Below are 13,821 nucleotides of genomic sequence, written 5' to 3' on the forward strand. Positions count from 1 at the left end.
AAAAAGAGTTTGTAGATTATTCGTTTGGATATATCTACAAACTCTTTAATTTTGTATATTAGCGTTTAAGCGTATCTCTTAGACGGCTCATCCAGTTACCGCCTCGTCTTGAACGTACAGGTTGACCTGTAGGATGTGTACTTTGTTTTTTTAATTCTTGTCCATGTTTAATTGCATTTTGCATTAAATAGACTTGAGAATTTAAAGGTGACAAATTATTTTCTATATAATGGTAATTGCCATGTTCATCTTGATAGCGACCTTTTTGGTTATCAGACAATTGTAAATTCATAAAGTCTAGTAAACGTGAAGCAATGGTTTTATCTTCAACAGGGAAGAGTATTTCAACACGTTTAATCATGTTACGTGTCATTACATCCGCAGAAGATAAGTAGATACGTTCATCACCATTATTATGGAAATAATAAATACGTGAATGTTCAAGTAGTCTACCAACAATACTTACTACTTCTATGTTTTCACTGATACCTGGAATACCAGGTTTTAAACAACAAATACCTCGTATAATTAATTGGATTTTAACTCCAGCTTGAGACGCTTCAAATAATTTCTCAATGATGGCTTTATCCGTTAATGAATTCATTTTCATCATGATTTTACCATTACCATGTTCTAAATGGCTGCTAATTTCTTTATCAATTCTATCGATGAAAACATCTCGTATATCGAAAGGTGCGACAATTAATTTTTTATAATCTGGTTTAACTGAATAGCCGCTTAAATAATTAAAGAAGTTAATAGCATCTTCTGCGATATCATTATTAGTCGTAATAATTCCCATATCTGTATATAGTTTAGCGGTTTTATCGTTATAGTTACCTGTTCCTAAATGGACAAATGAAGTCAATTCGTTACCGATTTTTTTAACAACGAGTGCGATTTTACTATGTGTTTTTAAATGGGTCATACCATAAATCACATGGCATCCTGCATCTTCAAGCATACGTGCCCAATGGACATTATTTTCTTCATCAAATCTTGCTTTTAGTTCTACTAATACTGTTACTTGTTTACCTTTTTCAGCAGCTTCTTTTAAACTTTTAATAATAGGTGAGTCTTTACTAACTCTATATAATGTTTGTTTGATTGCTATAGTACTTGGATCATCTGCTGCTTCTCTAATAAAGTCTACAATTGGTTCGAATGATTCGTAAGGATGATGGAAGAAGATATCTCGTTCTAATGCTAGTTGATACACGTTGTTATAACCTAAAGATCTAGGCACTTGTGGCGTGTATTTCTCATATGTTAAGTAATAAAGTTTATTAGATAAATGATCTACTAAACCAAATAAGAATGTTAAATCTAACGGACCGTCTACGAAATAGATGTCATTTTCCTCTACTTCTAATTGTTCCATAATCCAGCTAATATCTTCGCGTTCAGCAGTTCGTCCATCTACTTCCAATCTTACTGCAGCGCCACTACGACGTTCTTTTAAGAAACGTTCAATTTCAATAAGTAAGTCTTCTGCACCGTCTTCATGAATAGTTAAATCAGCATTTCTAGTTATTCTAAAGGTAAATGTATTTAAAACTTCATAACCAGAGAATAAGTAGTTAATGAAGTAAGTAACAACATCTTCAATCATTAAAACAAATTGCTTTGGACCTTCATTAAGTGTAATAAATCTAGGAATTAATGATGGAATTTGGACAATTGCTGAATTAATCGCATCTTCTGTATCTATATCTACGAAAATATTCAAACTTTTATTATTCAATTTTGGAAATGGGTGATAAGCATCAATACCTAAAGGCGTAAGAGTAGGTAGAATTCTTGTTTTAAATTCTTTTTCTAATTTTTCGCTTAGCATTTCTGATAAATCTTCAGGTTTCGCCATTTCAATATCATATTGACGTAATTCTTCAATCAACTCATTATAACGCTTATACTGAATTGCTACATAGTCAGTATTTTTAACTTTTATCGCGTTTAACTGCTCTTGAGGTGTCATTTGTGCTTTATTTTCAGGTTTGTCATATCCCATTTCAACTTGATCTTTAAGTCCAGCTACTCGAACCATACAGAATTCATCTAAATTTGAACTGAAAATAGATACAAAATTTAATTTTTCAAGTAGAGGGTTGTTCTTGTCATAAGCTTCTTGTAAGACTCTGTAGTTAAAGTCTAACCAACTTAGTTCCCGGTTGTTATAGTATTGTGGTAAATTAATATCCTTTTCTCCCAATTGAGTTTGCATAACCTCAACACACCTCATTGTTTATATATTTGCGTAGTCTAAAAGTATCATACGTTTGTTAAGATTTTGTAAAGGTAATCGTTACTTTACCATCAAGAATCTTTTCGATATGTTTTTTCTGACGGTTTGCTTGATATTCTTCAGCAATAGGTTCGCCTTTATAGAAGACAAATAGTTCATACTTATCGTCTTTTTTAGGTTTGAGTTCAACTTCTTCGACAAAGCTCGTGTGAGAAATATTTAAAGCATTCACAAATTTGATAATACCGCCTAAAGCTTGAATGGTATCCGTTTCTTTACTGTTAAACCACTCAGTTTCCTTACAATAAAATTTAAGTAATGACTTATTTTTGAAACTCGCTAATAGAGCTAATTTCACACGATCTTTATGTGAAAAGCCATTAATCATTGAGTTCGCGATAAGATAATACGTATGTGGAGAACTAGAATCTGAATCAATGAAACTACCTAGATAATAAAGATAAGCACCTTCAACAAATAATTCTTTGTCATTGTCATTAACTTTAAGATCTGAATGATTAAGTAATTGTGTAAGCAATGATTCTGCTAATTTAAGACGTCGGTTAGCACTACCTTCTTCAATATGATATTCGTTGGCTAGTTGACGTAATGCATCTTTTCTAACATTCTCTTTTGAAAATTCTTCTGGGTAGCGTTGACGTATCGCATTCATAATGTAACCTTCGCGAATACCTTTTCTTGAAAATGTAAATTGAGTCGCATCAATTTTTTTATAAAGTGTTTTAAACACTGACACGGAAGGTAAGATGATGTCTACTCGGTCACGACTTAAGCCGTCTAAATTAGTAAGTTCATCTCTAGAGCTTTTGCGAATAAGGTCAAAGACTTCTTCGATATCTTTATCTGACATCGTATAGTTGTGAACGCCACCGATAGGGTAAGAATGTTCTGATTGATGTATTCGCGCAACGTTACGTGCAGACCCTCCAACACCGACTAATGCAACTTTCTGATCTTTCAACCAGTCTAATTGATCAAATTGTTCTGATAAGAATTTTTCCATGCCTTTGATTGCTGATTTGTCATTATGATCTTTATCCCCGAAAAATTGACGTTTTAATGAAACAACACCAAAAGGAAAACTATGTGCTTCTTTTAATTGTTTGTCTTTAAATAAAGTGACCTCAGTAGAGCCACCGCCTATATCTACGGATACACCATCTTCAATATCAGTAGTGTGAGTAATAGCATAATAACCGTAAAATGCTTCGTCTTCTTCTGGTACGATTTTAATTTCTACACCAGTATCTTTTTTGACTTTTTTAATAATATCTTTTTGATTATTTGATTGACGAATGGCTGCCGTCGCAATAGGGTGTAATTCATCTACTTTAAATTTAGTTGCTACTTTATTGAAGCTACTTAGTGCCTCAGTTAGTACTTGAATACCTTCATCATTCATATCATTATCTTTAGTTAAATACTGACTTAGACGTGCAGGTGTCTTAATATTTAAGATTTCATTCAAGCCTGTTGCTTTATCAAATCCAAAAATAACCAGTCTAATAGTATTTGAACCAATATCTATTAATCCAATACGTTCTTCCATCACTGCCTCCTATGTTTATGGGCCAAACAATATACCCCTGTTTAATTTTATTTTACATGAGATATATAAAATGAAAAGATTTTTCAGACATTTTCCATAGAATTTTTGAAGATTTTAATTAACTTATAAAATGCGTTTACAAATAGATTATATAGCGAGGAGAAATCATCATTTTCTACAACAATAAAAGCCACCCTCATTTATAAATGAAAGTGACTTTTGTTATTATTTTAACGCTTTTTATTATTTCACATGAATAGGTCCACCAGGTCCAACAGGAATTCCAAGGAAGAACCAAATGAGTGTAAATAATGTCCATACAATAGTTAAAGCAATGGAGTATGGCATAAGACTAGATAAAAGTGTACCGAGTTTCATGTTTTTATCATATTTTTGTGCATATGATAATAATAGAGGTAGGTAAGGCATCATAGGAGTAATTGGATTAGTAATAGAGTCGCCCACACGATAAATAACTTGTGTAAACGCTGGATGGAAACCAACTAAAACTAACATTGGAACAAAGATAGGTGCTAAGATACCCCATTTAGCTGAGGCGCTACCAATAAGCATGTTGACTAAAGCACTTAAGAAAATGACACCGAGTATTAAGACGACTCCATTTTGATGTTGTAAAAGTTTAGCACCCTTAACAGCCGTAATAACACCTAAGTTACTCCATTCAAGGAACGCAAGTAGTTGTGCCGCAAAGAATACGATTACTATGAATGAACCCATAGATGCCATAGAATCTGTAATCATTTGTCCTAAATCTTTAGTGTTTTTAATTTCACGACTTAATACACCATAAATGACGCCGGGAACTAAGAATACTACTAAAATAATCAGTCCAACACCATTAATTAATGGTGCGTCATCTAAAAGACTACCTGTTTTAGCATTACGTAAAAAGCTATGCTCAGGTATTGCACAAATGATTAATAATATGATGAGAGCTATAAAACTCATATTTGCCCAAAATAATGCTTTGCGTTCGACAGGTGTAATATGAGAAGACGTTTCTTCCATATCTTCATGTGCATCTGAATCATCATATTTACCAAGTCTCGGAATAATTAACTTTGAAGTTACAAAATGAATCGTAGGTAATAATACGACAACACTTGCAGCAATAAAGTACCAATTCATTGCGACATTTGTATGAATACTTTTAGATACAATTTTAGTAGCAGGATCTGTAAATGAATACACAAGTGCATCTTGCATACCAACAACTAAATTTGCCGCAAACCCACCAACCGCTGACGCATAAGCCATTGCTAAACCAGCAATAGGGTGGTAACCAATTTTAATAAATAACATTGCAGCTAAAGGCGGCAAAATAATAGTTGCTGCATCACCAGCCGTACTACCAAGAATACCTATTAAAATGATAGTAGGCACGATTAACTTCTTTGGCGCTTTATTTACTACAGAAATCATCAGTTTATCAAAATAACCAGATTTTTCAGCAGCACCAATACCAATCATGACACCTAATACCAAACCAAGTGCCGGGAATTCTGAAAAGTTTTTAATTGCATCATTCATAATCATCGCAAAACCGTCATGGCTTAAAATACTTTTGATATGTATGGTTTCACCGTTACCAGGATGTTTAACAGAAACATTAAATAGTGAAACAAACCAAGTGATGATTGCGAGACCTACACACATTAAGAAAAATAACACAGTTGGATCAGGTAATTTGTTACCGACCCATTCTACACCATTTAAAAATTTACTAACGATTGATGGTTTTTCTTTTGCATTTGTTGCCATTCATGAACCACTCCTAAGTTAAATTATCTAAAAGTATAGCAAACATTACATGTAATGATAAGAATTTTCTGAAATTGAAATTGATAATAAAACTATTTAGTTTAAAAAGATAATTTAATAAACTCGTTCAAAAGAATTTTTGAATAAAGCGCTATCATTGTCATAACGGCGTTTAGACCTTTATAGGAAGTGGAAATATAATATTAAGATTCATTTTTCATGAAAAATATTAGGAGAGTGAAACAACATGAAACGTTTAGAAAATAAAATAGCCGTTGTGACAGGAGCAAGTACTGGTATAGGTCAAGCATCTGCTAAAGTTTTAGCTCAAGAAGGTGCTCATGTATTAGCATTAGATATTGCGGATGAATTAGATCAAACTGTTGAAGATATTAAACAAAATGGTGGTCAAGCTACTGCATATAAAGTTGATATTTCAGATGAACAACAAGTGGAACAATTTGCGAATGATATGAAGCAACAATATGGTCGTATTGATGTGATATTTAACAATGCAGGTGTTGATAATGGTGCTGGACGAATTCATGAATATCCAGTAGAAGTATTTGATAAGATTATGGGCGTAGATATGAGAGGTACGTTCTTAGTAACTAAATTCTTATTGCCATTAATGATGGATCAAGGCGGTTCAATTATTAATACAGCATCATTCTCTGGTCAAGCTGCCGACTTATATCGCTCAGGATATAACGCTGCAAAAGGTGCAGTGATTAACTTCACTAAATCAATCGCAATTGAATATGGTCGTGAAAATATTCGTGCCAATGCAATTGCACCAGGTACTATTGAGACACCGTTAGTAGATAACTTAGCGGGAACTGCACAAGATGAAGCGGGTCAAACATTCCGTGAAAATCAAAAGTGGGTTACACCATTAGGTCGATTAGGTACACCAGACGAAGTAGGTAAATTAGTAACTTTCCTAGCTTCTGATGATAGTTCATTTATTACAGGAGAAACAATTCGTATTGATGGTGGCGTCATGGCATACACTTGGCCAGGTGAAATGTTAAGTGATGATAGTTGGAAAAAATCTATTAAATAAATAGTTGAAAACACCATATTATATAGAAAAGCCAAGATTTCTCATATTTCCTGAGAAATCTTGGCTTGCTTTTTACTTTAATTGTTTAGCACATGTTTCGCATAATTTGTATTGTTCGTTAGACCAACCATCTAAATTAGTATAGCTATGTAAATCTTTAGCTTGTACTTTTATGAAAATATTTTCATCATCTTTGATTTCACGATGACAGTTGGAACATTTTAACTCTCCGAATAACCTCATACATTAATCAAGCCTCCTAAGATATTACCATTTAATATTATTATAAGTATCATCATTCAATGAACGCACGATTTCAGTAACGAGACGAACTGAATTTTCATAATCATCTTTATGGATAACTGAAAAGTTTGAGTGCATATAACGTAAAGCGATACCGATAGTAATAGTTGGAATGCCTTCATTTGCTACATGTATACTTCCAGCGTCGGTTCCTCCGCCAGGTGTAGTATCCCATTGTACTTCAATGTTATGTTGTTGCGCCACATCTTTAACATGTTGACGTAAACCTTCATGAGCAATACTAGATGCATCCATCATAATAACAACTGGACCACCGCCTAGATGACTATCACTCGTTTGGCCTGACATTCCAGGAGTATCAAAAGCAACGGCTACATCAACTGCAATAGCTAAATCAGGTTGAATCGTTTGGGCTGCAACTTTTGCGCCACGTAGTCCAACTTCTTCTTGTACAGTAGCACCTGAATATAAATTAATGTCGATTGATTCGTCTTTTAACGCATTAAGTACATCGATGGCTAATGCACAGCCGTAACGATTATCAAAAGCCTTAGCTGTCATATATTTTTCATTAGCTAGTGTTTCGAATTCGCTATATGGCGTTACCATATTTCCTACAGATACACCTAATTGTTCAGCTTCTTCTTTACTACTTACACCGATATCAGTAAACATATTTTTAATATCTACAGTTTTTTTACGTTCTTCTGGTGTAAGCACATGAGGTGGTTTCGAACCTATGATACCTCTTAGAGTTTTACCATCATCTGTGGTAACAGTCACTTTTTGAGATAACATGACTTGATTCCACCAACCACCGATTGGATTAAAAGATAAATAGCCATCTTTATCAATTTTTGTCACTAGAAATCCTACTTCATCCATATGTCCAGAAACTAAAATAGATTTTGAACCATTGGTAGCTGATTTCTTTCCGAAAATACCGCCTAAATTATCTTCAATAATAGCATCGCTAACAGTTGATAAATGATTTTTCATTAATGATTTAACTTGCATTTCACGACCTGCAATGCCATTTGCTGATGTTAATTGTTTAAGTAATTGAACTGAATCACTCATTTTACAATCCTCCCAAATACGTATTATGTATAGTTTAACATAGCGATAATGGTGTGATATATTATTAGAATTTTGTGTTAAATAAGAGTATAGTAATACCAACAATAACAAAAATAATAGTATAATTAATTTAAGAAACAGGCGAGAGAAGGCGACCATATGAAGAAATTAGTTTCAGTTTTGATAGTCATTGCGTTAAGTGTCATTACACTGTCTGCGTGTAGTAAAGAACAGACTAAAACGTTCGAAGGGGACGTTAATGGTAAACAAGTTATTACATCTTTAACGTATAAAGGTGATGAAGTACTTAAACAATCTACATTAGGAACACTAAAATATGAAGATTTAGGTATAGATAAAGCACAAGCCAAAGATATATTAAAAAAAGATGAAAAAGCATTTAAAGGTAATAAAGGTGTATCATTCAAAATAGATTATAAAAATGATAAAGCCGTAGAACATATTGATATTGATTATAAAAAAGCAGATATAGATCAATTGAAGAAAAAATTAGGATTTGTGTCAGTTAAAGGTAAAAATGATAAAGTGAGTCTTGATAAAACGGTTAGTCAGATGAAACGTAATGGATTAAAAGAAAAAAGTAATATGACTGATCATGATGACTAAAATATATGGCAACATTGAGCGAAACGTGTTCAATGTTGCCATTTTTATGTTAAAAAATAAAATATGTTAAATAGAGACCTAGTAATGTAAAGAATAATACAGGTAGAGTAATGAGAATGCCTGTTTTAAAATAGGTTCCCCAAGAAATTTTCATGCCTTTTTGTGCCAGTACATGTAACCATAACAATGTTGCTAGCGAACCAATAGGTGTTATTTTAGGACCTAAATCAGAGCCAATAACATTACTATAAACCATTCCTTCTTTAATTGTGCTAGAAACACCTGATTGTCCAATTGCTATAGCATCAATTAATACTGTAGGTAAGTTATTCATAATAGAAGAGAGAATTGCAGATATGAATCCCATGCTCATAATACTAGCAAATAATCCGTGGTTCGAAATCATTGATAAAACATGTGCCAATAAAGTAGTAATGCCGGCATTCTTCAAACCGAATACGACTAAATACATGCCTATTGAAAAGATGACGATATTCCACGGAGCACCTATAAGGACTTGTTTTGTATTTACTACTGAGGATCTGCTAGCAAGTATTAGGAATATTATCGCAATAACACCAGCAATAATTGAAACTGGAATTTGCATCCACTCACTAACAAAATAGCCAATCATTAAAATAACAATAACGATCCAAGAAATATTAAATAAACGATGGTCTTTAATAACATCTTTTGGTTTATTGATATGTGAGATATCTACACGTTTAGGTATAGAATGTCTAAAATAAGCCCATAAAACAACTATACTTGCGACTAATGAGAATATATTTGGGATAATCATGTGCCCCATATATTCAGTAAAACCAATACCAAAGTAATCAGCAGAAACGATATTGACTAAGTTACTAATTATAAAGGGTAAAGACGTCGTATCAGCGATAAATCCACAGGCAATAATAAAAGGAAAGATAATCTTTTTATTAAAACCTAAATGACGCACCATAGCAAGTACGATGGGCGTTAGTATTAATGCTGCACCATCATTGGCAAAAAATGCTGCAACTATAGCACCCAGAACCATAATTAAAATAAACATCATAAGACCATTTCCATTTGATGCACGTACCATGTGAACGGCTGCCCATTCGAAAAAGCCGATTTGGTCTAATATTAAGGAGATTAATATAATAGCCACGAAAGTAAGTGTTGCATTCCAAACAATTTGAGTGACTTCAACGACATCTAATAAACTAACAACGCCTGTAATAATTGCGATGACAGCACCTATTAAAGCGGTTATTCCGATATCTAATCCTTTAGGTTGCCAAATAACAAATAAGAGGGTTATTAGAAATATAGCAATAGCAAGGATACTCATCATTGACTATCACCTAATTTCATTGAATGACATTTACATTGTTCATTATTATTTTTAATGAGGTTTAAATGATTAAGTATTTGAGTGTAAAACGCATCATTTAATTGGTAAAAACGTTTATTTCCTTCTTTTCGAGTGGTGACAAATTGATGTGTGACTAAGATTTTCATATGATGACTTAACGTTGGTTGAGAAAAATGAAAATATGATAATAAGTCATACGCACATAATTCACCACAAGATAGAATATCTAAAATTTCTAATCTATTTTCATCTGATAATACTTTTAATGAAATTGCTAATTGTTGATAATTCATGATAACCTCCAAATTAAATATAGATTATCATATATATAGATATATGTCTATGAAGGTTTATATTAGAAAATGACATTAAAAAAGCGACCACATTGAAGTGATCGCGATATATTGAACTTATTTAAGATATTAACTTTAATTTGTAATCATGAATAGTTTGTGTGCCACCATCCATTTTACGATAAATAATATGTTCAGCAGTAATTTCGGTAGGGTTTGATACGCCAACAGCTGCTGCAATATTAAATAATCCTTCGTGAAGGCTTGTTACATAATTGGTTACACGATATTGTTTTTCATCAACAATTAATCCTCTTTCTTTTTTAGGATCTGTTGTCGCAACACCTACAGGGCATGTATTCATATGACATTGTTGACTCATAATACATCCTACACTTATCATCATGCCGCGTGCAATATTAACTAAGTCAGCACCTAATCCTAAAGCGATTGCAATTTTATCAGGTGTAATTAATTTTCCAGATGTAAAGATTTTCACCTTATTACGAACACCGTATTTTTCTAACATACCAGAAACAATAGGTAGAGCAGTTAATAATGGAAGACCTACACCATCTTGTAATTCTTGGAATGTGGCACCAGTACCACCTTCACCACCATCAACAGTGATAAAACTTGGATATTTATCAAGTTCAACCATAGTTTTGACTAAGTTTTCAATTTCTTCAACACGACTCACTACTATTTTAAAACCAACTGGCTTTTGGCCTAATTGTTGGATTTCATCTACCCAATTTAATAAATCAGTAGCATTATGAATAAAGTCGAAGCGGTTTGGTGAATTGATTGTCTTGAACGGTTCAACATTACGAATTTTAGCAATTTCTTCGTTTACTTTTGCACCTTCCATATGACCGCCACGAGTTTTGGCACCTTGAGCTAATTTTAATTCGAAAGCACGTACATTTTTACGTTCAGCAAGTGTTTTAAATTCTTTTTTACTGAAATTACCTTCTTTATCTCTTACACCAAAAAGACCAGGTCCAATTTGGAAAATGATATCTCCATCGCCTTTAAGATGGTATTCTGACAAACCACCTTCACCTGTATTCATCCATGTACCTGCTTTAGATAATCCTTTAGATAAGGCAGAAATAGCATTTTTACCTAATGCACCATAACTCATTCCTGATTGACCAACTAATCGTTTGATTTTATAAGGATGCGCAAGATGTTCTCCGAGAACGACAGCGTGTTCATCAGTTAAATAATAAGGATCCACTTCCTTACTTTTACGATGTTCATCTCTACTAAATAAACGTTCATTCTCAATTTGATAAATAAATGTTGAAAGTAGTGTGGTATTATCCACTTTTAATTCATTTGCTTGAAGTGGAAACATTGTGTTCTGTATGTAAAATCCATCTTTATAATCTTCCATAGTACCAAAACTAGTCATTCTTGAATTATATTTTCCAGCTAATACGATATTTTTATAATCTGTACGAGAGAAGGGTTTACCTTCATTATCACCAGAAAATAGATATTGTCTTAATTCAGGCCCCATTTTTTCTGAAAGATATCTAATGCGTGCAAGTAACGGATAATTTCTTAATACACTGTGTTGTGTTTGTCGTTTATCCTTGATTAGCCAAATGATACCTAATAATAATGCACCCAATAAAAAAATCATAATAATGATGTTGACAATGAACTGCATCGTCGTTAGTACACTCATTAATATGCCCCCCTTAATCATTACTCCAACACTATGATACACCATTCTTAATGTTTTACAATGAAACCGGTTAAATTTATATTGTAGAATTTAAATTATTTTAGTTTATGAAATATTTATGTGAGACAATTTATTTTAATTAGTGTATTCAACTGAATTATAAAATGATAAAGTAATTGTGATAAAATGCGATTTAGGAGGTGACACATGAGCCAATATAACCAATTACAACGTGACGTATGGAATCAAAACCAAATGATGAAAAAAGATTTTTTAATCATACCTATATACATATTATTTCAAATGTTAATTCCTATTGGTACAGTATTTGGGACATTAGGATTAACGGCAATGGTAACGCAAAGACCACCGGCACAATTTTTATATAATCTTAGTTTAAGCGTGGGATTCGTGTTAGCTCAGTTTTTAACATTATTTGCCTTTTTTGTAATGCATAAATTTGATATAGCACAAGTTATGAAAAGACAGTTTCATTATGCGAAACAATACACCTTACATATTATGATTTCTATCGTCGTTGTATTATTAGGTCTGTTAATGGCAACATGGTTACTAGGTATATTAAACTTTGGACCAACACAATATGAACGTAGAGTAGAAGGTTTATTTAACTATCCATCTGCATTATTCTTTACCTTTATATCAATGGTTGTTTTAAGACCTATGATTGAAGTGCTTATTTATAAACACGTATTAATTCATGAATTAAGGAAAAAGTGGCATATTGTTATAGTGATTATACTTTCTATATTCATAGAAGTGCTTGTCCATGTGTATGATATGATAAATATAATGGAAATGTTGCCTTATTTGATTATTGCTATAGGTTCAACATTTGTGTATCTTAAATCTGGAATGAATTTAGCAGCAGCTTATTTATTTCAAGCAGGTATCCAACTCATTATTTTTATCGTTTTTACAGTGAAATTCTTATTAATGTAGTAATAAAATTAAAGAAGATTTAAAGGAGAATTTTATGGAAAATGAAACTACTCAACAACTATTAGATTCTGATAAATTACAGAATGAATTTGCATCAAAGAAGGTAGTTAAAAGAGATTTTTGGCTTATTCCTGCCTATATTATATTAGCGCAATTCTTATTACCAATGATTGGTATGTTAATTGCTTTTATTATATCGAATTCACTTCATATGAAGTCAGATCATAAAATCAATAATCTTATAACCAATTTTGCTACTGTATTTGGCTTGATTGGTATGGCATTAGTATTGTTATTATTTTATTTAATGCACAGAAAAACATTAATTCCCTTAGCTAAACAACGTTTTAAAGATTTGAAAAAACATTTCGCAACAATTGCGATTATTATTGTTGTTATGTATGTATTAAATATTTTGTATGGAGCTATGGTTGAATTTTTACCTGAAAAATATCAATTTGATGATACCGAAAATAATAAAATGTTAGCACAAATGTTTACATCAGGTTGGATGTGGCCAATCTTGTTTTTAGACATTGTGATCGTTACACCCATAGTAGAAGAATTACTGTTTAGACATTTATTAATTCATGAACTGGGTAAAAAATTAACTTATGTTGTTATGTATGTGTTGTCCATTTTAATATTTGCAAGTGTGCACGTAACAGATGCACAGTCACCATTTGAAATAGGGCCATATATTATTATGGCAAGTTGTTTTGTTGCAGCGTATCACTTTACTAATCGTAACTTAGCAGCGACCATAACATTACATGTAATTAATAATAGTGTCGCCTTTGTAGCGATGTTATTTACTTTATAGTTAGGCGATTGTTTAATATGATTTAGAGCTTTAAATAATCAAGTAG

General features: G+C 32.3%; 12 protein-coding genes. 4 read left to right on the plus strand and 8 right to left on the minus strand.

Going from position 1 to position 13,821, the window contains the following annotated elements:
• Nucleotides 1-58 precede the first annotated feature (58 nt).
• From N524_RS0107270 to N524_RS0107280, 3 genes are all read right to left on the minus strand, one after another.
• Nucleotides 59-2,224: an RNA degradosome polyphosphate kinase gene (locus N524_RS0107270; protein ID WP_029056117.1), complete on the minus strand. Its 2,166-nt coding sequence runs from the start codon at nt 2,222-2,224 to the stop codon at nt 59-61.
• A 58-nt stretch (nt 2,225-2,282) separates the two neighbouring features.
• The gene (gene ppx / locus N524_RS0107275) at nt 2,283-3,815 is read right to left on the minus strand and encodes an exopolyphosphatase (protein ID WP_029056118.1); all 1,533 of its coding nucleotides are present in this window, start codon (nt 3,813-3,815) and stop codon (nt 2,283-2,285) included.
• Nucleotides 3,816-4,058: 243 nt separating this feature from the next.
• Nucleotides 4,059-5,597 (minus strand): AbgT family transporter, encoded by a 1,539-nt coding sequence (locus N524_RS0107280; RefSeq protein ID WP_029056119.1) that lies wholly within the window; start codon nt 5,595-5,597, stop codon nt 4,059-4,061.
• 247 nt (nt 5,598-5,844) lie between these two features.
• On the opposite strand from N524_RS0107280, the gene N524_RS0107285 reads away from it, so the two are divergent.
• Nucleotides 5,845-6,663 carry an SDR family oxidoreductase gene (locus tag N524_RS0107285; protein ID WP_029056120.1) on the plus strand — a complete coding sequence of 273 codons (819 nt, stop codon included), beginning with the start codon at nt 5,845-5,847 and terminating at the stop codon, nt 6,661-6,663.
• Between the two features lie 72 nt (nt 6,664-6,735).
• On the opposite strand, the gene N524_RS13570 is transcribed toward N524_RS0107285, so the two are convergent.
• Together N524_RS13570 and N524_RS0107295 are read right to left on the minus strand one after the other, a co-directional pair.
• Nucleotides 6,736-6,906: a hypothetical protein gene (locus N524_RS13570; protein ID WP_183998749.1), complete on the minus strand. Its 171-nt coding sequence runs from the start codon at nt 6,904-6,906 to the stop codon at nt 6,736-6,738.
• Nucleotides 6,907-6,930: 24 nt separating this feature from the next.
• Entirely contained in the window at nt 6,931-8,007 is a 1,077-nt protein-coding gene (locus N524_RS0107295) for a M42 family metallopeptidase (RefSeq protein WP_029056121.1), read from the minus strand.
• 159 nt (nt 8,008-8,166) lie between these two features.
• On the opposite strand from N524_RS0107295, the gene N524_RS0107300 reads away from it, so the two are divergent.
• A complete protein-coding gene (locus N524_RS0107300; RefSeq protein WP_029056122.1) occupies nt 8,167-8,634 on the plus strand; it encodes a YehR family lipoprotein in 468 nt (155 codons plus the stop codon).
• A gap of 49 nt (nt 8,635-8,683) precedes the next feature.
• On the opposite strand, the gene arsB is transcribed toward N524_RS0107300, so the two are convergent.
• From arsB to N524_RS0107315, 3 genes are all read right to left on the minus strand, one after another.
• Nucleotides 8,684-9,973 carry an arsenite efflux transporter membrane subunit ArsB gene (arsB, locus tag N524_RS0107305; RefSeq protein ID WP_029056123.1) on the minus strand — a complete coding sequence of 430 codons (1,290 nt, stop codon included), beginning with the start codon at nt 9,971-9,973 and terminating at the stop codon, nt 8,684-8,686.
• On the minus strand, nt 9,973-10,290 hold the full coding sequence (locus tag N524_RS0107310) for an ArsR/SmtB family transcription factor (protein ID WP_029056124.1): 318 nt from the start codon (nt 10,288-10,290) through the stop codon (nt 9,973-9,975). Before N524_RS0107310 ends, arsB begins: the two co-directional genes overlap by 1 nt.
• A gap of 121 nt (nt 10,291-10,411) precedes the next feature.
• On the minus strand, nt 10,412-11,989 hold the full coding sequence (locus N524_RS0107315; protein ID WP_029056125.1) for an FMN-binding glutamate synthase family protein: 1,578 nt from the start codon (nt 11,987-11,989) through the stop codon (nt 10,412-10,414).
• A gap of 207 nt (nt 11,990-12,196) precedes the next feature.
• On the opposite strand from N524_RS0107315, the gene lnsB reads away from it, so the two are divergent.
• Together lnsB and N524_RS0107325 are read left to right on the plus strand one after the other, a co-directional pair.
• A complete protein-coding gene (lnsB, locus tag N524_RS0107320) occupies nt 12,197-12,952 on the plus strand; it encodes a CPBP family lipoprotein N-acylation protein LnsB (RefSeq protein WP_029056126.1) in 756 nt (251 codons plus the stop codon).
• 34 nt (nt 12,953-12,986) lie between these two features.
• A complete protein-coding gene (locus N524_RS0107325) occupies nt 12,987-13,775 on the plus strand; it encodes a CPBP family intramembrane glutamic endopeptidase (RefSeq protein WP_037555644.1) in 789 nt (262 codons plus the stop codon).
• The last annotated feature ends 46 nt before the right edge of the window (nt 13,776-13,821 follow it).

The sequence above is a fragment of the Staphylococcus sp. URHA0057 genome (assembly GCF_000620265.1).
Classification (GTDB): Bacteria; Bacillota; Bacilli; order Staphylococcales; family Staphylococcaceae; genus Staphylococcus; species Staphylococcus pasteuri.